This is a genomic window from Prauserella aidingensis (assembly GCF_024171865.1).
Lineage (GTDB): Bacteria > Actinomycetota > Actinomycetes > Mycobacteriales > Pseudonocardiaceae > Prauserella > Prauserella aidingensis.
In genome coordinates this window covers 50,201-69,815 of record NZ_JAMTCN010000026.1, presented here as the reverse complement: position 1 = coordinate 69,815, position 19,615 = coordinate 50,201, and the positions used below count along the sequence as shown (strand labels likewise).

Annotated in this window: 19 protein-coding genes; 12 read left to right on the top strand and 7 right to left on the bottom strand. The window is 71.8% G+C overall.

Features of this window, described 5'->3' with window-relative positions; genetic code table 11:
• Positions 1-27: 27 nt before the first annotated feature.
• Entirely contained in the window at positions 28-576 is a 549-nt protein-coding gene (locus LY13_RS21070) for a TetR/AcrR family transcriptional regulator (protein ID WP_253830341.1), read from the top strand.
• An 18-nt stretch (positions 577-594) separates the two neighbouring features.
• Here the strand turns inward: LY13_RS21070 and LY13_RS21065 are convergent, their stop codons facing one another.
• Positions 595-1,608 carry an SDR family NAD(P)-dependent oxidoreductase gene (locus LY13_RS21065; RefSeq protein ID WP_253830340.1) on the bottom strand — a complete coding sequence of 338 codons (1,014 nt, stop codon included), beginning with the start codon at positions 1,606-1,608 and terminating at the stop codon, positions 595-597.
• Between the two features lie 72 nt (positions 1,609-1,680).
• Between LY13_RS21065 and LY13_RS21060 the strand changes: the two genes are divergently transcribed.
• A complete protein-coding gene (locus LY13_RS21060; protein WP_253830339.1) occupies positions 1,681-2,514 on the top strand; it encodes an SDR family oxidoreductase in 834 nt (277 codons plus the stop codon).
• Between the two features lie 48 nt (positions 2,515-2,562).
• On the opposite strand, the gene LY13_RS21055 is transcribed toward LY13_RS21060, so the two are convergent.
• On the bottom strand, positions 2,563-3,858 hold the full coding sequence (locus LY13_RS21055) for an aspartate aminotransferase family protein (protein WP_253830338.1): 1,296 nt from the start codon (positions 3,856-3,858) through the stop codon (positions 2,563-2,565).
• Positions 3,859-3,954: 96 nt separating this feature from the next.
• On the opposite strand from LY13_RS21055, the gene LY13_RS21050 reads away from it, so the two are divergent.
• Complete coding sequence (locus LY13_RS21050) at positions 3,955-4,878, top strand: LysR family transcriptional regulator (RefSeq protein WP_253830337.1); 924 nt, start codon at positions 3,955-3,957, stop codon at positions 4,876-4,878.
• Positions 4,879-5,050: 172 nt separating this feature from the next.
• Positions 5,051-5,782, top strand: coding sequence for a ribonuclease domain-containing protein (locus tag LY13_RS21045; protein WP_253830336.1), 732 nt, complete (start codon positions 5,051-5,053; stop codon positions 5,780-5,782).
• Positions 5,783-5,956: 174 nt separating this feature from the next.
• Here the strand turns inward: LY13_RS21045 and LY13_RS26035 are convergent, their stop codons facing one another.
• The 5 genes from LY13_RS26035 to LY13_RS21020 all read right to left on the bottom strand — a co-directional run bounded on the left by LY13_RS26035 (position 5,957) and on the right by LY13_RS21020 (position 11,140).
• Positions 5,957-6,502: a DUF732 domain-containing protein gene (locus LY13_RS26035; protein WP_253830335.1), complete on the bottom strand. Its 546-nt coding sequence runs from the start codon at positions 6,500-6,502 to the stop codon at positions 5,957-5,959.
• Between the two features lie 396 nt (positions 6,503-6,898).
• Positions 6,899-8,302, bottom strand: coding sequence for an MmgE/PrpD family protein (locus LY13_RS21035; RefSeq protein ID WP_253830334.1), 1,404 nt, complete (start codon positions 8,300-8,302; stop codon positions 6,899-6,901).
• Positions 8,299-9,120, bottom strand: a complete 822-nt coding sequence (locus LY13_RS21030; protein WP_253830333.1) for a cyclase family protein — start codon at positions 9,118-9,120, stop codon at positions 8,299-8,301. The genes LY13_RS21035 and LY13_RS21030 overlap by 4 nt, the downstream gene beginning before the upstream one ends.
• Entirely contained in the window at positions 9,117-9,956 is an 840-nt protein-coding gene (locus LY13_RS21025) for an HpcH/HpaI aldolase/citrate lyase family protein (protein ID WP_253830332.1), read from the bottom strand. Before LY13_RS21025 ends, LY13_RS21030 begins: the two co-directional genes overlap by 4 nt.
• A complete protein-coding gene (locus tag LY13_RS21020) occupies positions 9,953-11,140 on the bottom strand; it encodes a CaiB/BaiF CoA transferase family protein (protein ID WP_253830331.1) in 1,188 nt (395 codons plus the stop codon). Before LY13_RS21020 ends, LY13_RS21025 begins: the two co-directional genes overlap by 4 nt.
• Positions 11,141-11,382: 242 nt before the next feature.
• Here LY13_RS21020 and LY13_RS21015 point away from each other — a divergent pair, with 242 nt between their 5' ends.
• The 8 genes from LY13_RS21015 to LY13_RS20980 are packed head-to-tail and all read left to right on the top strand — an operon-like array spanning position 11,383 to position 19,609.
• A complete protein-coding gene (locus LY13_RS21015; protein ID WP_253830330.1) occupies positions 11,383-12,624 on the top strand; it encodes an ABC transporter substrate-binding protein in 1,242 nt (413 codons plus the stop codon).
• A 2-nt stretch (positions 12,625-12,626) separates the two neighbouring features.
• Entirely contained in the window at positions 12,627-13,622 is a 996-nt protein-coding gene (locus LY13_RS21010) for a branched-chain amino acid ABC transporter permease (protein ID WP_253830329.1), read from the top strand.
• Positions 13,619-14,680: a branched-chain amino acid ABC transporter permease gene (locus tag LY13_RS21005; protein ID WP_253830328.1), complete on the top strand. Its 1,062-nt coding sequence runs from the start codon at positions 13,619-13,621 to the stop codon at positions 14,678-14,680. The genes LY13_RS21010 and LY13_RS21005 overlap by 4 nt, the downstream gene beginning before the upstream one ends.
• The gene (locus LY13_RS21000) at positions 14,677-15,414 is read left to right on the top strand and encodes an ABC transporter ATP-binding protein (protein WP_253830327.1); all 738 of its coding nucleotides are present in this window, start codon (positions 14,677-14,679) and stop codon (positions 15,412-15,414) included. The genes LY13_RS21005 and LY13_RS21000 overlap by 4 nt, the downstream gene beginning before the upstream one ends.
• Entirely contained in the window at positions 15,401-16,102 is a 702-nt protein-coding gene (locus LY13_RS20995) for an ABC transporter ATP-binding protein (RefSeq protein ID WP_253830326.1), read from the top strand. Before LY13_RS21000 ends, LY13_RS20995 begins: the two co-directional genes overlap by 14 nt.
• On the top strand, positions 16,102-17,544 hold the full coding sequence (locus LY13_RS20990; protein ID WP_253830325.1) for an MmgE/PrpD family protein: 1,443 nt from the start codon (positions 16,102-16,104) through the stop codon (positions 17,542-17,544). The genes LY13_RS20995 and LY13_RS20990 overlap by 1 nt, the downstream gene beginning before the upstream one ends.
• Positions 17,541-18,215 carry an aspartate/glutamate racemase family protein gene (locus tag LY13_RS20985; RefSeq protein ID WP_253830324.1) on the top strand — a complete coding sequence of 225 codons (675 nt, stop codon included), beginning with the start codon at positions 17,541-17,543 and terminating at the stop codon, positions 18,213-18,215. The genes LY13_RS20990 and LY13_RS20985 overlap by 4 nt, the downstream gene beginning before the upstream one ends.
• Positions 18,212-19,609, top strand: coding sequence for an FAD-dependent oxidoreductase (locus LY13_RS20980; protein WP_253830323.1), 1,398 nt, complete (start codon positions 18,212-18,214; stop codon positions 19,607-19,609). The genes LY13_RS20985 and LY13_RS20980 overlap by 4 nt, the downstream gene beginning before the upstream one ends.
• Positions 19,610-19,615: the final 6 nt, after the last annotated feature.

Genomic DNA, 19,615 nt, shown 5'->3' with positions numbered 1-19,615 from the left:
ACGCCGTCGTCACCTACGCTGGCACGCATGTCGGAGCGGGCTTCGGGACAGGCCACCCGGGAGGCGATCCGGGAGGCGGCCGCGCGGTTGTTTCTCGAACGCGGGTACACGCGCACACCCGTGCGGGACATCGCGGCCGCCGCAGGCGTGAACGCCGCGCTCGTCATCCGCTACTTCGGCGGCAAGGAGGAACTGTTCCTCGAGACGATGCGCCTGAACATCGACAACGAGCCGCTGTTGGACGTACCGATGGAATCCTTCGGCAGGCGGTTCGTCGACGTCGTGTTGTCCACGGAAGACATCCGGGGCGTCTATCTCGCACTCGTGCGCGGCAGCGCGGAGCGCCGGATCGCCGAGCGGCTGCGCCACGTCCACGAGACGGCGCTGGTTGCGCCACTGCGCGCCCGGTTGTCGGGCGTGGACGCGGATCTCCGTGCCCGGATGGCGGCCGCCGCGGTGGGCGGGCTGCTGTACTCGCTGTGGGTCGTCGGGGACGAGGACCTCGCCGGCGACCGGGAGGAGCTCGTCACGCGCTACGGCGCGGTCGTCCAGCGGCTCGTCACGCCGGAGGCCTGACGCACCGCGGCTGCGGCGTCACTGCACCGACCAGCCGCCGTCGGAGGGCAGGATCGCGCCGGAGACGTTCACGCCGTCGTCGCTGAGCAGGAACGTGATCGAGGCGGCGAGGTGCTGCGCCGTCGCGATCGGCGGGATCATGCGGAGGAACTCGCGGGTGCGCTCGTTGCCCCAGGCCGATTCCGGAGCGCCGCCGTGGGCGATCCCGGTGGCGACCCCGCCCGGGGCGACGGCGTTGACGCGGATGCCGTGTGGGCCGTACATGAACGCCGTGTTCCTCGTGATGCCGACGACCGCGTGCTTGGCCGCCGTGTAGGCGACGCCCGCGGCGTTGCCGCGCAGCGCAGCCTCCGAGGCGACGTTGACGATCGAGCCGGAGCGGCGCTCGAGCATGGCGGGCAGCACGGCGCGGGTGAGTCGGAAGACGCCGTCGACGTTGACCGCGAACACCCGGCGCCACAGCTCGTCGGAGGTCTCGTGGGCGGGTGAGAAGTCGTCGACGATCCCCGCGACGTTGGCCAGTCCGTCGATCCGGCCGCCCGTGGCCGCGACGATGCGGTCGATGTCGCCGTCGCCGGTGATGTCGCCCGTGACCGGAACGATGCGGTCGGTGTCCGATTCGGACGCCAGGTCCTCGATGCCGCGTTCGGTGATGTCGGTCGCCACGACGGTGCCGCCTTCGCGGGCGATGCGGGACGCGGTGGCGCGACCGATGCCCGATGCCGCACCGGTGACGACGACGGTGCGGCCGTCGAACCGGCCCGGCGTGATGTGTTCCCGCCACGCGCTCTCGTCGGCGTCGGCCGACCCACCGCCGACGCGCTGTACCAGCGTGTCGACGACGTCCTGCGACAGCCTGCCCTGGCTGAGGGGCACGAGTTCCTGCAGCGGCAGGTTCGACACGGGGGCGAGCGCGTCGGCGCCGACGCCCGCCTCCTCGAGCAGTTCGCGGATCGCGGCGCCGCCCTCGGGGTGCTCGAGCCAGGCGCCGACCGTACTGGCGGCGGTCAGGACGCGGGGTGTCGTACTCATGGGCTGCCTCCGGGCGCGTTCGCGGGACGGTCGCTCACGTGAATGTAAACTAAGTTTACACACGGAATGGAGGTGAGCACAGTGCCGGAGGACGTGCTCGTGGTGACCGGTGTCGGCGGTATGGGGATCGCGGTGGCACGGCGGCTCGGCTCGGGCAGGCGGGTCCTGCTGGCCGATGTCGACGCGGCCGCGGCGGAATCGGCGGCCGACCGCTTGCGGGGCGAGGGCTACGACGCGACGCCCGTGGAGGTCGACGTGGCCTCGCGGGCATCGGTCGGCGCGCTGGCCGAACGGGCCGCGACGCTCGGCGTCGTCCGGACCGTCGTGCACACCGCGGGGTTGTCCCCCGTGCAGGCGTCGGTCCGCGCGATTCTCGACGTCGACCTGCTGGGCGTGGCGTACGTGCTCGACGCCTTCGGTGCGGTGATTGCACCGAACGGTTCGGGGGTCGTAATCGCCAGCATGGCGGGGCATTCGGTCCAGGGATGGCCGTCCGCGGACATGCGTGGACTGGCCACGACGCCCGCCGCCGAACTTGCGGGTTCCGCGCTGCTGGCGGAGGGTGAGTTCGCCGGTCCGGGAATGGCGTACGCGTTCGCCAAGTGCGTCAACCTGATGCAGGTGCAGGCGGCCAGCGAGGTGTGGGGGCGGCGCGGCGCGCGCGTCAACTCGGTCAGCCCCGGTGTCATCGCCACGCCGATGGGAAATTCCGAATTGGACAGCGAACACGGCGCGAGGATGCGCGACGCGGTCGCCGCGTCCAACGCCGGACGGGTCGGCACGCCGGCCGAGGTCGCAGAGGCGGTCGCGTTTCTGACCGGGCCGGCCGCCGGCTTCGTCTCCGGCACGGACCTTCTCGTCGACGGCGGCGTGACCGCGGTGCAGCACGCACGTGCGGGCCACTGACGAACCCGGCCCGGGTGGCAGCTGCAGCTGCCACCCGGGCCGGGCCCGTCAGGCGGCGTCGCCGAGCGCCTTGTCGAGGATCTCGACGCCGCGGTCGATCTCGGCCTCGGTGGCGGTCAGTGCCGGGGCGATCCGGAACGTCCCGCCCATGCCCGGAAGCTGCACGATGTTCATGTGCAGGCCGAGTTCGCCCGCACGCCGGGTGACGGCGGCGCCGAGCCGGTCGGTGTCCTCGGTGCCGCCGCCCGCGGTGACCAGCTCCAGCCCGACCAGCAGGCCACGGCCGCGCACGTCGCCGATGACCGGGTGTCGCGCGGCCAGGTCGTTCAGCCCGTCGCGCAGCCGCTGACCGAGCTCCGCGGCACGCACGTCGAGGCGGTCGCGGGTGAGCACGTCGAGCACGGTGTTGCCCACCGCCGCGGGAAGCGGATCGTTGACGTGCGTGGTCAGGAACAGGAAACCGAGATCGTGGGCCCGCTGCTCGATCTCCGCGCTGGTCACCACGGCCGACAGCGGCAGTCCGGCGCCGAGCGTCTTGGACAGTGTGATGACGTCCGGCACGACGCCGTCCCGCTCGAAGGCGTACCAGTCGCCGGTGCGGCACAGGCCGGTCTGTGCCTCGTCGAGGATCAGCAGCATGCCGCGTTCGTGGCACTTGTCGCGCAGCGCGCCGAGATAGCCGGGCGGCAGATCGACGATGCCGCCGGAGCTCAGGATCGGCTCCACGAGGCATGCGGCGAGGCTGCCGGTGGATTGCGCGTCGATGAGGTCGAACGCCAGGTCGAGCTGACGGCGCCAGTCCAGTCGGCCGTCGGCGTCGACGATGTCGGGCCGGAACCGGTCCGGCACGGGCAGTGCGAAGTTGCCGGGCGCGGCCGGCCCGTACCCACCACGCCCTGCGCTGTACGTGGCGCCCGCCGCGGCCTGCGTCATTCCGTGCCACGACCGCGCGAACGACACGACCTCGTGGCCGCCGGTGACGAGCTTGGCCATGCGCAGTGCCGCCTCGTTCGCCTCGCCGCCGGTGCTGAGCAGCATGGTCTTGTCGAGCGGGGCGGGCAGGGATTCGGCGAGTCTGCGGCAGAGCTCGAGCACGGGACGGCTCAGCATCCCGCTGTAGAGGTGGTCGAGCCGGCCCGCTTGCTGTCCGAGCGTGGCGACGATCTCGGGGTGGGAATGGCCGAGGATGGCGCTCATCTGCCCGGACGTGAAGTCCAGCAGTTCGCGACCGTCCTCGGTGAACACGGAGGTGCCCGCGGCGCGGTCGACGACGGAGGGGCTGAACCCGCCGCGGCCCAGGTAGCGGATGAGGTGCGCGGTGTCGGTCGTGCCGTTGTCGGTCATGAATCCGACGCTACGAACGGGCGTTGCATCGCGTCCATCACACGATGTCGACGCCGCTGTTCGGTTCCGCCGAACGATCCGGCGCACACTGGGAGCATGCTCAACCCGTGGCGACTACGGCTGCTGTCCCTGCTGGAGAGTCTCGGCACTGTGCGAGCCGTGGCCGAGACGCTGCACCTGAGCGCGTCGACCGTCTCGCAGCAGCTGGCGGTACTGGAATCCGAGACCAGGGCGACGCTGCTGGAGCGGACCGGCAGGCGGGTGCGGCTCACCCGGCAGGGCAGCCTCCTGGCGCGGCGGGGCAGGGAGATCCTCGACAGCATGGCCGAGGCGGAGGCCGAGTTGCGCATGCTCGGCGACGAGCCCATCGGCACCGTGCGGGTCGGCGCGTTCCAGAGCGCGATCCAGCCGCTCGCCGTGCCCGCCGTGACGCGACTGGCCGCCTCGCATCCGCACCTGCAGGTCGAGCTCGTGGAGTCCGAACCGCACGAGAGCGGACCCGCACTGCGCACCGGCGACCTCGACGTGATCATCACGACCACCGACTACGTCGAGTTCCCGTGGGGCCGCGACCTGGAGATCGTGCCGCTCGGCACCGACGCCGTCGTTCTCGTGCTGCCCCGGGCGCACCCGCTCGCGCGCAGGCGCGCCGTCGACCTCGCCGCCTGTGCGGACGAGACGTGGACGGGCGACCGCACCGGGTCGTACATGGCAGAGCTGACGCTCCGGCTGTGCAGGCAGGCAGGGTTCGAACCCCGGACGGTGAGCCGCTTCAGCAACTACCTTCTGCAGCTCGGCGAGGTCGAGGCGGGCCGGGCCGTGACGCTGTTGCCCGCCCTTGCCGTGCCCGCCGACCGCGCGGTGGCGACCTGCGAGCTGACCACTCCGGTCCACCGCAACGTCACGATCGTCGTGCGCAGTGGGAGTGCCCCGCGGGCCGCCGTGCACGCTGTCGTCGAGGCGCTGCGCCACCACCCGGAGATCCCGGCGCTGACGTCCCCCGGCGCCGACCCGGCCTGATCGGCCGGTCGGGGTGGGCGCCGAGCTCGAACTGCCACGACCGGCGGACATGTCCGGTCTGTACCGGGTGACCGTTGTGCTGGAGTCAGTTTCTAACGACGTCTGCGATGATTCGGTTAATCGTTCATTTCTCGGCCAGGCGGGTGTCACGCCGCGGGGCTACGGTCCGCTCATGAGCACTCACCGATCGCACTTCCACCGGTCACGACTCGTGACGATGCTTCTCGGTCTGCTCCTGGCGCTCGTGGGCGGGCTCGGCTCGGCGGCCCCGGCCGTCGGCGCCGAGCAGGCGGCCCCCGTCGCGGCGCAGGCGGAATGCGGCGACACCTCCGGCTTCGACACGACCCCGCTCGGGTGCCTGCCCTCGGAGGCCACCGACACCTATGAGCTGATCCAGAGCGACGGGCCGTACCCGTACCCGGAGGACGACACGGTCTTCCAGAACCGCGAGGGCCTGCTGCCCGACTGCGACGAGGGGTACTACCGCGAGTACACTGTCGAGACGCCCGGTCTCGACCACCGTGGCGCCCGGCGCATCGTCGCGGGCAGCGGTGGCGAGCACTTCTACACCGACGACCACTACGCGAGCTTCGTCCTCATCGACACCGGCGACGGTGGGACGCCGCCGCCCCAGGAACCCGAATGCGGTGACACGTCCGCGTTGGACACGGTTGCGCGCTCGTCACTGTCGCAGGAGGCGCAGGCGGTCGTCGCCGACGCCAGGGGCGGTGCCACCGGCACGACCTACGAGAACCGCGAGGGCGTGCTCCCGGACTGCGAGGCCGGGTACTACCAGCTGTTCGAGGTCGGAGCCGACGATCGCGTGATCTCCGGCGAGGGCGGCGAGATCGTCTACACGCCCGACCACTACTCGACGTTCCAGGCTGTGGACGTCGGGTCCTGACCCGCAGGACTTCCCCGCGGAGGGAGGAACCCCGTCCGGGTACGTGAGGGGTGCGGCGCCCGAGGGTGCCGCACCCCTCGGTCGTCGCGCACCCCGACCCACGCGCCGCGCGCCGGTGTGGCTGCGCCGTCGTTACTGTGCCGGTGTCACTGTGCCGTCGTTACTGCGCCGGCGTCACTGTGCGGTGATGTCGGGGCAGAGTTCCTCGGCCGCGGCGGTGACGATCAGGGTGGAGCGTTCGGCGGTGGTCAGGTCGGCCCGGCCGTAGCCGCCGGCAGTGGGCAGGGATCTGCGGATCGCCCGGCTCACCGCGGCGACGTCACCGTCGGCGTCGTGCAGCCGGCCGCAGGCCGCGATCCCGTGGTCGACCCACGTGTCCGCGCTCCAGCTGCGGATCTCCTCGCCCGTGGTGTCTGCTGTGTGGGCCGCGTCCTGCTCCCTCGTGGTGGACGACCGTGGCCGGAGGCCGGCGGTCGTCAACGTCGCCAGGTAGTCGGCCGTCGCCCCGAAGGAAGGCCGGGGGTGCGGCGCGTCGCCCAGGAACGGGCCGCCGGGTAACGGGCCGCCGGGTAACGGGCCGCCGGGTAACGGGCCGCCGGCGGGCGCCGCGTCGACCGTGATCGGGGCCGCCGGGCCGGATGCAGGCTCCGTGGACCCACCTGTGGCGCAGCCCGCCACCGGTGCGAGCAGGACGGTGAGGACGAGGCCGCATCGGCGCACGGGTGACTCCCGGGACTCGGTCGGGGAACGGCTTCCGCGTCACGGCCCCGGAGTGCACAGCGCGGCGGCGCACCGCTGCGGGACGGCGGCCGGGTACGGGGGACCGCAACACGCACTCCGGAGAACGCAACACGGCCCCCGGGGACCGCAACACAGTCCCCGGAGAACGCAACACGGCCCCGGGGACCGCAACACGGGCTCCGGGGAGCGCAACACGGGCTCGGGGGCCGCGAACGGCGCCGAATCTAGCCGTGCGCAGTGCTCGAAGCTCGCGGAGTCACCTCGACGTGGGACATCCGGACGGGTTCGTGAGGAGGTCGCCGGCCGGTCCGGACGTGGCTGCCCGCCCGTTCCCGGCCGGGTCGCGACCGGGAACGGGCGGGCGGACCGGAGGGATCAGGCGTCGCCGACGAGTTCCCGGGTCAACGCGGTGACCTCGGACAGGCCGGCCAGGCCGTAGGTGAGCTCGGTGATCCGCTCGGCGCGCTCGCCGCTCACGGCGCGGGTGGCGTTGAGCCGGAACTTCGTCGCGAGCTCGTCGGCCGACAGCGGGTTGCCGTGGCCGCCCCGGTTGGCGTCGACGCGCTCGGTGAGTTCGGTACCGTCGGACAGTCGGACCCGCAGCACAGCGGGGAACTGGTGCGGGAAGATCCGGTCGCACTCCGCGTCGGGAACGCACGTCACCGTCGCCGCGAGCGCCAGCCGGTCCGGATCGGCGGCCGCGGCGTCGGTGAAGTCCTCGTGGAACACGCCCAGCCCGCCGCCGCCGAGCAGTGCCGCCGCCACGGTGTAGGGCCCGGAGAACGCGGCGTGGTACCCCGACTCGGGGACGGCCTTCTCCTCGGGTGGCTGGCCGATGGTGCGCAACACGGCCGTGGGCGCCCCGAGCTCGATGCTCTCGATCGCAGAGGGATCGATCCCGCGGGTCCGCAGCCGGAGCGCCGCGTCGATGCCGGCGTGGGTGAAGTGGTTGCACGGGTAGGGCTTGAAGAAGATTCCCGGCAGTTCCCACCGCTCGCCGAGTCCGGCGGTGATGGCGTCGAGGTCGACCCGGTCGCCGCAGAACGCCTGCAGCATGCCGAACCGCCCTTCCAGCACCGTCGGCGGCCCGGTGATGCCGGTGCGTGCGAGTCCGGCTGCCGTCACGGCGGCGTGCGCGGCCCAGCCGCAGTGGATGCGTTTGACCGTGCCGCCGGTGCGGTTCGCCTCGAGCAGGCCGGACCCCATGCTCGCCGCGATGCCCATCGTGTCGGCGATTCCATCGGTGTCCACACCGGACAGCATGGCCGCCGACACCGCGCCGCCGACCGCGCCGCAGATCGCCGTGGCGTGCAGGCCGTTCTCGAAGAACACCGAGTTGCCGAGGTCGGAGTCGTAGCCCGCCATCCCGAGTCGTACGGCGATCTCGATGCCCACACCGATCGCGTCGAGCAGCTGGGCCCCGCTCGCCCCCCGGGACTCGGCCACCGCCAGCGCCGCGGGCACCACCGACGCCGACGGGTGGAGCACCGACGGCAGGTGCGTGTCGTCGAAGTCGAGCGAGTGGGCGAGCGTGCCGTTCAGCAGCGCGGCGCTCGGCTCCGGCATCGCCTGTGCGCCGATGGCGGTCGACCGACCCTCGCCACCCCATTCCCGGACGAGCCTGCCGACCGCTTCGGCGGGCGGTTCGGCGGTCGCGGCGAGGCTGTTGCCGAGCACGTCGAGAACCCGGCGTGCGACGTCGTCGCGGAGGTCGGCCGCGAGCCCCGCGTCGCGGGTGGTTGCGGCGAGCCGGGCGAGCTCCTGAACCAACGTGGTCATGCGCTCACCGCCGCGAGCGGACGGATCGGCGACCCGGTGCCGCCGGTGATGCGCAGGGGAGCGAGCAGGAAGGTGAACTCACGGACGCCGGCGTCGGCGACCTCCTCGAGATCGAGGTGCTCCATGATGAAGATGCCGGACTCGACCAGCAGCACCCGGTGCACCGGCAGCACGGTGTGTCCCGCGCCCGCGGGGATCTGCTCGTAGGCGGTGGTGTCGGCGCCGGTCGCGACGATGCCGCGGTCGGCGAGCCACCGTCCGGCCTCGACGGTCGGCCCCGGCACGCCCGTCTCCTTGCCCATGTACGTGGTCGAGTCCGCGAAGTTGCGCGCCCAGCCGGTGCGTACGAGTGCGACGTCGCCCTGACCCGGTTCGGCACCCGCCAGCTCGGCGGCCGCGGCGAGGTCCTCGGCCGTGACGCCGTACCCGGCGGGCAGCGTGTCGACACCGTGCACGGCCGCGACGTCGAGCAGTACCGCGCGCCGTAGCAGGCCCGGCAGGTTCTCCGCGCCGTGCGTGCTGAACGTGCCGCCCTGCTGCGCCTCGGCCGCATCGACGCCGCCGTGGAGCTCACCACAGTGGCTCACGTGCGAGAGCGCGTCGATGTGGGTGCCGACGTGGCCGCCGGTGACGATGATCTCGTTGGCGGCCGAACCGCCATCCGGGCGCTCCATGTCACCGTGCCTGCGGATGAGCGTCATCCGGAAGCCGGGGTGGTTCGGCGAACACGGCATGCCGGTGAAGAAGGGCTGCCCGAGCTCGTAGAGCCGGACCCCGCCGGAAACGGCGGCGAGCAGCGGGTCCTGGGAACGTGTCATGACGTCTGGCCTTCCTTGACGTTCGGGTCCTCGTCGGCGATCGCGAGCAGCCACAGCGCTCGCTCGACGACCGCTTTGTCGACGAAACGGCCCGTGGAGTCGATCCACGCCGCCTCGTCGGAATCGCGCACGGTGTCCACGAGCGACCGTGCCCACGCCACGTCGTCGGGGTCGGGGCGGCAGGCGTCGTGCACCACGGGAATCTGTGCCGGATGGATGACCGACCGGCCGAAGAAGCCGGCCCGCCGTCCCTCGTCGGTGTCGGCGCGCAGCCCCTCGAGGTCGCGCACCGCCGTCCACACGCTCTGTGCGGGGCTGGGCAGTCCGGCGGCGCGCGCCGCGACGACCACCCGGGACCTCGGCCATGCGAGTGCGCCGCGGTCGGTGACGCGCAGATCCGCGGCGAGATCCGCCTCACCGAGCGAGATGCCGGACACCAGGGGATGCGCGGTGGCGAGTGCGTAGGCGTGTTCCACGCCGAGCGCCGACTCGAGGATCGGGTACACGGGCACACCGAGTCGTTCGGCGGTGCGGCCCAGCTGCTCCGGGTCCTCGCACTTCGGCACGCGCACCCCGGTGGGACTGTGGGGGGACGCCACGAGCGCGTCCACATCGGCCGTCCCGTGTGGAGTGCGGGGGTCGTTGACCCGCACGTGGACGTGGTGGCCGTCGGCCAGCGTCGCGACGACGTTGCGCCGCGCCCGCTCCTTGTCCTCCGGCGCGACGGCGTCCTCCAGGTCGAGGATCACGGCGTCGGCGTCGGAGCCGAGCGCCTTGGCGACCCGGTCGGGGCGGTCGGCGGGAACGTAGAGCCACGTCCGCACCGGTGCGGTCACCGGACGACCCCCTGCTCGCGGAGCTTGGTCAGTCGGTCGGGCGTCACGCCGTACTCGCCGAGGACCTCCTCGGTGTGCGCGCCGACCGGAGCGCCCGTCCAGTTGATCGCACCCGGCGTCTCCGACATCCGGAACAGCACGTTCTGCATGCGGACCGGCCCGAGTTCGTCGTCGGGCAGCGTGGCAATCGTGCCGAGCGCCTGGAACTGCGGGTCCTCGACGATGTCGGCCGCCGTGTAGATCGGCGCGATCGCGGCCTCGGCCTCCTCGAACGCCGCGATGACCTCGTCGCGGTCACGGGCCGCGATCCACGAGCCGACCGCCTCGTCGAGCTCGTCGGCGTGCTCGGCACGTTCGGCCCCGCTGGCGAACCAGGGCTCGTCGATGAACTCGGGCCTGCCCACGAGGCGCATGACGCGTTCGGCGATCGACTGCGCACTGGTGGAGATGGCGACCCAGCTGCCGTCCTTGGTACGGTACGTGTTCCGCGGTGCGTTGTTGCTCGAGCGGTTGCCGGTGCGCTCCTGCAGCACGCCGAGCTGGTCGTAGGCGATGATCTGCGGCCCGAGCAGCGTCAGGATCGGTTCGATGATGGCCATGTCGACGACCTGGCCCTCGCCGGTCTGCTCCCTGGCGCGGAGGGCGGTCGTGACGGCGAAGGCCGTCGCCAGCGCCGCGATGCCGTCCGCGAGTCCGAACGGTGGCAGCATCGGCGGTCCGTCCGGTTCACCGGTGATGGCCGCGAAGCCGCTCATGGCCTCGGCCAACGTGCCGAACCCGGGACGTGTGGCGTAGGGCCCCACCTGGCCGAACCCGGTGACGCGGGTGAGCACGATCCCGGGGTTGATCCTGCGGAGTTCGTCGTAGCCGAGGCCCCACCGCTCCAGCGTGCCCGGCCGGAAGTTCTCGATCACCACGTCGGCGTCGGCGACCATCTCGCGGAAGATCTCCTGGCCTTCGGGCGAGCCGAGGTAGAGCGTGACGGCCTTCTTGTTGCGTCCCAGCAGCTTCCACCACAGGCCGACACCGTCGCGCTGCGCGCCGTGGTTGCGGACCGGATCGCCGTTGGGGTGCTCGATCTTGATGACCTCGGCCCCGTAATCGGCGAGCGTGGTCGCGGCCAGGGGGCCGGCGAACAGCGTGGCCACGTCGAGGACGCGGATTCCCGACAATGCGCCCGTCATGGGGCGGTACCTGCCTTTCGTCATCCGTTTCGTTTAGGGGAACAACGATAAACGCCATGTTTCGCGACTGCCGCGCGCCCCTGGTCGTCAAGTTCGCACTGCTGATTGCAAGTAGTCAAGCTGTCAGCAGTTATTGACCAACGGCTGCGGTCGGTGTCACGATAGCCCAACTTCAGAATCATGTTTCTCTAAGCGGAACACATGGTTCAGGCACGGAACACATCGGAGAACAGGGATCAGAGATGATCGTTCGCAGACTGATCGCCGTCCTCGGCGCGGGCTCGCTGCTCGCGGTCGCGGGCTGCGGTGGTTCCGCGCCGTCCGGCGCCGCGGGGGACGCTGCCGGTAGCGGTGACGGTCCGGTCAGGATCGGGGCACTGCACCCGGTCAGTGGGTCGATGGCGGTCGACGGACTGCAGATGCGCCGTGGTGCGCAGCTCGCGGTCGAGCAGATCAACGAATCCGGCGGGATCGCCTCGCTCGGCGGCCGCGAGGTCCGGCTGGCGACCGCCGACACCCAGGGAAAGCCCGAGATCGGCCAGAGCGAGGCGCAGCGCCTGATCTCGGGCGGTGCGGTCGGGCTGATCGGCACGTACCAGAGTTCGGTCAGCAGCAACGTCGCCGTCGTGGCCGAACGCAACGAGGTGCCGTTCGTCATGGACGTGACCGCCTCCGACGAGATCTTCCAGCACGGCTACCGCTACTCGTTCCGGGTGCAGCCGGGCAGCGCGAAGATCTCCGAGTCCGCCGCCGAGTATCTCGAGCAGGTCTCCCAGCAGGCGGGGAAACCGGCCGAGCGGGTCGCAGTGCTCCACGAACAGACCGACTTCGGCACCGGGGCGGCCGACGCCTTCGAGGAGGCGGCCGGAAAGCTGGGCATGGAGGTCGGACCGCGCATCAGCTACGACGCGACGACGGCCGCCGACTTCACGTCCCAGATCACGCAGGTCAAGGCCTCCGGCGCCGACGTGCTCGTCGTGGCGGGCTACTACGGCGACAGCCTGCTCATCGCCAAGGCGGTCGACGCGGTCGAACCCGATCTCGACGCGGTGTGGGGCGTGTCCAACGGCGCCTACGACCAGCCGAAATTCGTGTCCGACGCCGGTGAACTCGGCGACCGGTACTTCAGCACCAACTACCACTTCGACGCGCAGAACCCCGAGACCCGGCGGTTGCGCGCCGAGTACCGACAGCGCTTCGGAGCGCCGATGCGCACCGGCGCGGTGCTGTCCTACGACGCCGTGCAGGCCATCGCCGCGGGTGTCGAGGAGGCGGGCAGCACCGATCCGGCAGCCGTGCGGGACGGGATCGCGCGGGCGCGGATCGACCCGCTCACGGTCGGCAACGGCCCGGTGCGGTTCGGGCGTGACGGCGAGAACGTCAATTCCGCCGCGGTGCTCATGCAGATCCAGAACGGACGGGTGAAACAGGTGTATCCCCCGGAGAAGGCCGAATCCGATCCCGACTACTCGGTGGCGTGGTGACGATGACGGCGACGATCGACACCGACGCCCCGGAGACCCGGGCGCCGTCGGCCACCCTCGCGGTGCTGAAACGTGCGGGCGTCGTGGGCGCCTTGGTGGCGGCGGCCATCGCCGTCGCGCTGATCCAGTCGGGCAGCGGCATCGTGGTCTGGCAGTCGGTGGTGACCGGCCTGCTGACCGGCGGGCTGTACGGGCTGATCGCGATGGGACTCACGCTGATCTTCGGCGTGCTCGACATCGTGAACTTCGCCCACGGCGCGTTGCTGGCGGTGGCCATGTTCCTCTCGTTCGGCGTGGTGCAGGCGACCGGTCTGCACCCGTACCTGACGATGCTGGTCACCGTGCCCGCACTGTTCCTCGTGGGTGTGCTCGTGCACCGCGGGCTGCTGTCCGGGTCGGGCGGAGCCACGCTGGAGAACCAGCTGCTCATCACGCTCGGGCTGTCGCTGTTGCTGGAGAACGGGCTGTTGTTGTTCTTCGGCGCCGAACCGAAGAACGTGGGCCTGCCCGGTGAGACGCACCTCGACGTGTTCGGCGCCGTGGTGGCCGGGTCGCGGCTGTACGCGTTCGCGGGCGCCGTGGCGCTCGGTCTCGTGCTGTACTGGATGTTGCAGCACACCAGGCTCGGCACGGCGATCCGCGCGGTCGCGTCGAACGGTCCCGGTGCCGAACTGGTCGGCATCAACGTGCGCCGGATCCACACCCTGACGTTCGCCATCGGCGCCGCCTGTGCCGGTGCAGCCGCGGCGCTGGCCGTGCCGTTGCTGTCGGTCACGCCGACGCTGGGCGAGCAGTTCAACATCACCGCGTTCGTCGTGGTGGTCCTCGGCGGCATGGGCAACGTCGTCGGCGCGCTCGTCGGCGGACTGCTCATCGGACTGGTCGAGCAGCTCACCACGATCTACCTCGACGGTCAGAGCTCGTTGCTCGGCGTCTTCGTGGTGTTCGTGCTGGTGCTGTTCCTGCGTCCGCAAGGATTGTTCGGGAGGCGAACATGACCGACACCGCAGTCGAGTCGCGGCGGGAGGCGCGGTCCGCGGGACCGGCGCCGCCGCTGCGTCCCCAGAATCGCCAGTTCGCGGTGCTCGCCGTCCTGGTGCTGCTGGCGATCCCGCTGCCGTTGATCCTGCCGTCCGCGCAGGGCGCGGTCGCCGTGCGCATCCTGATCTTCCTGATCATGGCCGTGGGCTGGAACATCATGAGCGGCTTCGGCGGGATGTTCAGCTTCGGTCACGCGGCCTACTTCGGACTCGGTGCGTACACGAGTGCGTACCTGCTGGTCGAACACGGCGTGTCGCCGTGGGTCGGCATGGCAGCGGGCATGGTCGTGGCGGCGGCGGTCGCCATGGTGATCGGCTACTTCTCGTTCCGGTACGACCTCAAAGGCGCGTACTTCGCGCTGGCGACGTTCGCGTTCGCCGAGATGCTGCGGTTGGTGACCACGAGCAGTGACGCGGTCAACGGTGCCGTCGGTTACCAGGTACCACTGATCCAGGGCTCGTCGGTGTGGCAGATGCAGTTCCCGGCCGGATCGCCCGCGTACTTCTGGATCGCGCTGGTGCTGGCGGGCGGGGCCGTGGCGCTGAGCATCCTGTTCCGGCACTCGCCCGCGGGCCGCTACGTCGTGGCGATCCGGGACGACGAGCTCGCCGCCGCCTCGGTCGGCGCGCCGGTGATGCGGCACAAGCTGCTCACCGTCGCGCTCTCCGGTGCGATCACCGCGGTGGCGGGCGCGTTCTACACCCAGTACTACCTGTTCATCGATCCGCAGCTGGCGTTCGGTTCCTCGGTGTCCATCGAAGCGATCGTCACCGCCGTGATCGGCGGGATCGGCACGATCTGGGGTCCGGTCGTGGGGGCGGTGATCGTCGGCTCGCTCGCGGACGTGACCGCGACGTTGCTGGCGACCCCGCCCGAGTTCCTGAGCTTCCTGCAGGGGCGCAGCGGCCTCGACGTCATCCTGTACGCGGTGATGCTGATCCTCATCGTGCGGTTGATGCCGAAGGGCATCTTCGGGACGCTCGCCGACAAGTTCTCGGAAAGGCGGCGCCGATGAGCCTGCTCGAACTGTCCGGTGTGGACAAGAAGTTCCGGGGTCTGCACGCTCTGTCCGATGTGGAGATGTCCGTGTCGGAGGGTGAGATCGTCGGCGTGATCGGGCCGAACGGTGCGGGCAAGACGACGCTGTTCAACGTCATCTGCGGTGCGCTGAAGCCCGACTCGGGGTCGGTGCGGTTCGCGGGCACGGACGTGACCGGCCGCAAACCGGAGACGATCGCGCGCCGCGGCATGGTGCGGACCTTCCAGCTGATGCGCCCGTTCGCGAGCATGACGGTCGCCGAGAACGTGAGCCTGGCCGCGCAGCACCACACGCGTGGGGCGGAGCGACTGCGTGACCGCGCGATGGAGGTCGTCGAACGGGTCGGACTGGAGGAGTGGGCACACCGGCCCGCGACCGAGCTGCCCACGGCCGGCCTGAAACGGCTCGAACTCGCCAGGGCGCTCGCCGCGCGGCCACGGGTACTGCTGCTCGACGAGGTGCTCGCCGGCCTGCTGCCCGCCGAGCGTGAGCCCGTGCTCGACCTGCTGGCCGAACTGCGGGAGCAGGACGGCACGACGCTGGTGTTCATCGAGCACATCATGGCCGCGGTCATGCGGCTGTCCGATCGCGTGCTCGTGCTGGACCAGGGCGCCGTGCTCGCCACCGGTACGCCCGACGAGGTCACGGCCGACCCGCGCGTGATCGACGCCTATCTCGGGGAGGAGCCGACGCCCCATGCTGACGCTTGAGAAGCTGAGCGCCGGATACGGCCGCATGCGCATCCTGCACGAGGTGGACCTGCACGTCGGTGCGGGCGAGCTGGTCGCGCTCGTCGGCGCCAACGGTGCGGGCAAGACCACGACGTTGCGGAGCATCTGCGGTCAGCTCGCGCCGCAGTCGGGGCGGATCGTCTTCGACGGCGGTGACACCGCGGGACGCAGGCCCGACGTGCTCGTCCGGGACGGTCTGGTGCACGTGCCCGAGGACCGGGCCCTGTTCGGCACGCTCACCGTCGAGGAGAACCTGCGCATGGGCGCGTGGACCGCCTCGGCCGAGGACACGACGACGCGGCTGGACCAGGTGTACGACCTGTTCCCGATCCTCGCCGAACGCCGTGGCCAGGTGGCGCAGACCTTCAGCGGCGGCCAGCAGCAGATGCTCGCGATCGGCCGCGCGCTGATGGCGGGCCCGCGGATGCTGCTGCTCGACGAACCGTCGACGGGGCTGTCGCCCAAGCTGACGTGGATGATGCTCGACGCGGTGCGCGAGATCCGCGACACGGGCGTGTCGGTGCTGCTCGTCGAACAGAACGCGAAACAGGCGCTCGCCATCGCGGACAGGGCGTACGTGATGGAGAGCGGCTCGGTCGTGCTGTCCGGGGGCGGCGCCGAACTCGCCGACGACGAACGCGTACGGAAGGCCTACCTGGGACTGTGATGGACGGGCAGACGACGACGTCGTCGACGGATGCGGCCGCGGCGGCCACGGCCGAGCTCGGCGCGTGGGTGGCGCGGCTGGAGTCCGCCGCCGTACCGGCCGCGGTCCTCGACCGGCTCGCGCTCGTGGTGCTCGACGTCGTCGGGGTGGCGGCGGTGGGCGCCCGGACCGACGACCAGACCGCGCTGCGGCTGGCGTGGGCGGCGGCCGGGGGACCGGCACCGGTGTTCGGGGCGGGACAGACGGCACCGGTGGACACCGCGGCGTGGCTGAACGCCTCCGCGATGGCGTGCCTGGAACTCGACGAGGGCAACAAGTACGCCAAGGGACACCCCGCTGTGCACGGGTTCCCCGCGGTACTGGCGCTGGCGGCGGAGCGTGACGCGACGGGCGCCGACACCGCCGCGGCCCTGCTGGCCGCCTACGAGGTGGCGGCCCGGTTCGGCAGGGCGACGCGGTTGCGAGCGGGGGCGCACCCGCACGGCAACTGGGGTGTCGCCGGTGCCGCCGCCGGGTGTGCTCGGCTGCTCGGTCTCGGCCCGGACGTGTGCGCCGCCGCGATCGACACCGGAGCCGGCATGCCCGTGGCGGGGCACTTCGACTCCGCGACGACCGGCAACCCCGTGCGCGACGCCTGGCTCGGTGCCGCCAACACCGCAGGCCTCGCCGCGGCGCGCATGGCTGCGGCGGGTGTCGCCCGCAACACCGGCACGGCCGCGCTGTCGCTCGGCTCCCTGCTGGGCGCGTTCGACCCCGGTGAGCTCACCGCGGAGCTCGGTACCCGCTGGGACGTCACGGCCGGCTACTTCAAGCGGCACGCGTCGTGCTCGTTCACCCACCCGGCCGCGGACGCGATGCTCGAACTCGCCGACGGCAGGACCGTCGCCGACGTGCGCGTCGAGACGCACGCCCTGGGCGCCGGTCTGTCCAGGACGGACTGGGACAACCGGCTGTCGGCCATGTTCTCGACGCCGTTCGTCGTCGCGGCGGCGGCCCTGGACGGCGCCGTCGAGCCACGGACCTACGCCGACGGCAGGCCGGCCGATCCGCGACTGCGCGACCTGGCGCGGCACGTGACCGTCGTGGCCGCCGACGACCTCACGGCCCGCCTGCCCGGCAGGCGGGCCGCCCGCGTGACCGTGCGCTACACCGACGGCGACACCCGCACCGCCGAGGTGCCCAACCCGGTCGGCGATGCGGATCATCGGCCCTTCGACCGCGACGCCGTCACCGGGCTTCTCCGCGGCCTGCTCGGCGATGACCCCGTGCTGGACCGGCTGGTGGCGTTCAGCACGGGCTTCGCCGCCTCTCCGCGGGTGGGCGAGGCACTGCGCGGGCTGGCCGGGGTCCCGGCGACGACCCCTCCGGACAGCACGACCCCGGAAAGCACGGTCGCGGAGAACACGGTCGCGGAGAACACGGCCCCGAACGAGGAGGAATGACCGTGGTGCGCGCACTGGCTGTGACGCCCATCCACCTGCCGGACGAGGAGATCCAGAGGCGGCAGGACCGGTACGACCGGCTGGCTCCGCCCGGCCTCGAGATCGTGGTGCGCGACGTCGGCCCCGATGCACCGTCGGCGCTGGACACCGACGCGGCCGTGCGCACGTCGGAACGGGCGGTCACGGCGGCACTCGACACGGCGTCGGCGGATCGTGCGCCGGGCTGGGACCTGGCGTTTCCCGACTGTGTGCTCGACCCGGCGGTGCCCGACGGCGTCACGTCCGGCGGCGCCGCAGCGGGCCCGCCGGTGCACGGGCTGCTGAAGCTCTCGGCCGGCTTCCTCGCCGCCCGTGGTGAGCGGTTCGGCGCCGTCGTCCGCAACGAGGCGATCGGCGCGGAGCTCACCCGGCGGCTCGCGGCGTACGGTCTGGTGGCGTACTCGGCGGGGGTCGAGGTGCTGGACCTGCCGTTCGACGCCATCGCCGACACCGCGGCCTGGAACGCCGCGCTCGGCGAGGCGGTGACCCGACTCGCCGAGCGCGGAGCCACCGCGGTGCTTAACGGCTGCTCCGCGGTGGACGTCGAACCCGCCGACCTGGCCGCGCGCATCGTCGACCCGACCGCGCTTGCGCTGCGGTTGCTGACCGTGGAAGGAGCGCCGACCGCATGACCGGTCCCGACCCGACCGAGACCGACGGCCCCGACCTCGTCGTCGCCGGTGCCGGAGGTGGCCTCGCCGGTGCGCTGCGCGCGGCCGAACACGGGCTGAGCGTGCTCGTGGTCGAGGCCAGCGAACACTTCCGCAGGGGCAACAACACGTCGATGTCGACGGCGATGTTCCCCGGCGCCGGGTCCCGGTGGCAGGCCGAGGCGGGGATCGACGACGGGCCGGAACGGTTCGTCGCCGACATCATGGCCAAGACCCACGGCACCGCGGATGCGCGGCTGGCGCGGACACTCGCCGGGATCAGTGCCCCGCTCGTGGAATGGCTGGCCGATTCGGCGGGGCTGCCGCTCTCGCTGGTCACCGACTTCACCTATCCCGGCCACGCCGTGGCGCGCTGTCACACCATTCCCGGCAGGCACGGCTCCGGAGTGATCGACCATCTCGCCCGGCGCGCCGGTGAGCACCCGGACATCGAGCTGTTGGCGCCCGCGCGGTTGGTCGACGTGCGCCTGGGCGACGGCGGCGACGTCCGTGGGGTGATCGTGCGCTATCCCGACGGCGCGGAGGAGCGGATTCCGACCCGTGCGGTGCTGCTCGCCACGAACGGTTTCGGCGCCGACCGTGGTCTCGTGGCCGAGCACCTGCCCGAGATCGCCGATGCGCTGTACCAGGGCGGCGAGCACTCGCTCGGCGACGCGCTGCGGATCGGTGTCGGCGCCGGTGCCGCATCCGGGTTCCTCGACGCCTATCAGGGACACGGCGCGGTCGGCGCGAAGTCCGGAACGCTCGTCGGATGGGCGACCGTCATCCACGGCGGCGTCCTCGTCGATCTCGACGGCACGCGCTTCGGCGACGAGACGCGCGGCTACTCGGAGTACGCCGCGGAACTCGCCGCCCGCCGAGGGGCGACGGGGTGGATCGTCATCGACGAGACGATCCACGAGCAGTGCCTGCCGTTCCGGGACTTCCGGGACAACGTCGACGCGGGCGCGATCGTGTGGGCCGCCGACGCCGCCGAGCTCGCCGAGGTGACCGGCCTGCCCGCCGAGACGCTCGCCGCCGAGCTCGCCGACAGCGCCGCGGCAGCGCGCGGCGAGCGCGCCGACCGGTTCGGCAGGACGAACTGGGAGCGCCCGCTCGAAGGCAGGCTCGCCGCCGTCCGTGTCGTGCCCGCCCTGTTCCACACGCAAGGGGGGCTGCTGGTCGACGAGCACGCGGCGGTCGTCGACACCGACGACCGGCCGATCCCCGGTCTGTACGCCGCAGGGGGTGCCGCCGCCGGGATCTCCGGCCACGGCGCCGCCGGTTATCTGCCGGGCAACGGGCTGTTGCCGGCGTTCGGCCTGTCCTGGCTGGCCGCCGACGACGTGGCCCGCCGGTATTCGCACACGCAGTAAGGAGAA

Bases quoted from the DNA above. Each gene is read 5' to 3' on its own strand.
- LY13_RS21070 (WP_253830341.1), top strand. From the start codon at position 28: ATGTCGGAGCGGGCTTCGGGACAGGCCACCCGGGAGGCGATCCGGGAG.
- LY13_RS21065 (WP_253830340.1), bottom strand. From the start codon at position 1,608: ATGAGTACGACACCCCGCGTCCTGACCGCCGCCAGTACGGTCGGCGCC.
- LY13_RS21055 (WP_253830338.1), bottom strand. From the start codon at position 3,858: ATGACCGACAACGGCACGACCGACACCGCGCACCTCATCCGCTACCTG.
- LY13_RS21050 (WP_253830337.1), top strand. From the start codon at position 3,955: ATGCTCAACCCGTGGCGACTACGGCTGCTGTCCCTGCTGGAGAGTCTC.
- LY13_RS21045 (WP_253830336.1), top strand. From the start codon at position 5,051: ATGAGCACTCACCGATCGCACTTCCACCGGTCACGACTCGTGACGATG.
- LY13_RS21035 (WP_253830334.1), bottom strand. From the start codon at position 8,302: ATGACCACGTTGGTTCAGGAGCTCGCCCGGCTCGCCGCAACCACCCGC.
- LY13_RS21030 (WP_253830333.1), bottom strand. From the start codon at position 9,120: ATGACACGTTCCCAGGACCCGCTGCTCGCCGCCGTTTCCGGCGGGGTC.
- LY13_RS21020 (WP_253830331.1), bottom strand. From the start codon at position 11,140: ATGACGGGCGCATTGTCGGGAATCCGCGTCCTCGACGTGGCCACGCTG.
- LY13_RS21015 (WP_253830330.1), top strand. From the start codon at position 11,383: ATGATCGTTCGCAGACTGATCGCCGTCCTCGGCGCGGGCTCGCTGCTC.
- LY13_RS21010 (WP_253830329.1), top strand. From the start codon at position 12,627: ATGACGGCGACGATCGACACCGACGCCCCGGAGACCCGGGCGCCGTCG.
- LY13_RS21005 (WP_253830328.1), top strand. From the start codon at position 13,619: ATGACCGACACCGCAGTCGAGTCGCGGCGGGAGGCGCGGTCCGCGGGA.
- LY13_RS21000 (WP_253830327.1), top strand. From the start codon at position 14,677: ATGAGCCTGCTCGAACTGTCCGGTGTGGACAAGAAGTTCCGGGGTCTG.
- LY13_RS20995 (WP_253830326.1), top strand. From the start codon at position 15,401: ATGCTGACGCTTGAGAAGCTGAGCGCCGGATACGGCCGCATGCGCATC.
- LY13_RS20990 (WP_253830325.1), top strand. From the start codon at position 16,102: ATGGACGGGCAGACGACGACGTCGTCGACGGATGCGGCCGCGGCGGCC.
- LY13_RS20985 (WP_253830324.1), top strand. From the start codon at position 17,541: ATGACCGTGGTGCGCGCACTGGCTGTGACGCCCATCCACCTGCCGGAC.
- LY13_RS20980 (WP_253830323.1), top strand. From the start codon at position 18,212: ATGACCGGTCCCGACCCGACCGAGACCGACGGCCCCGACCTCGTCGTC.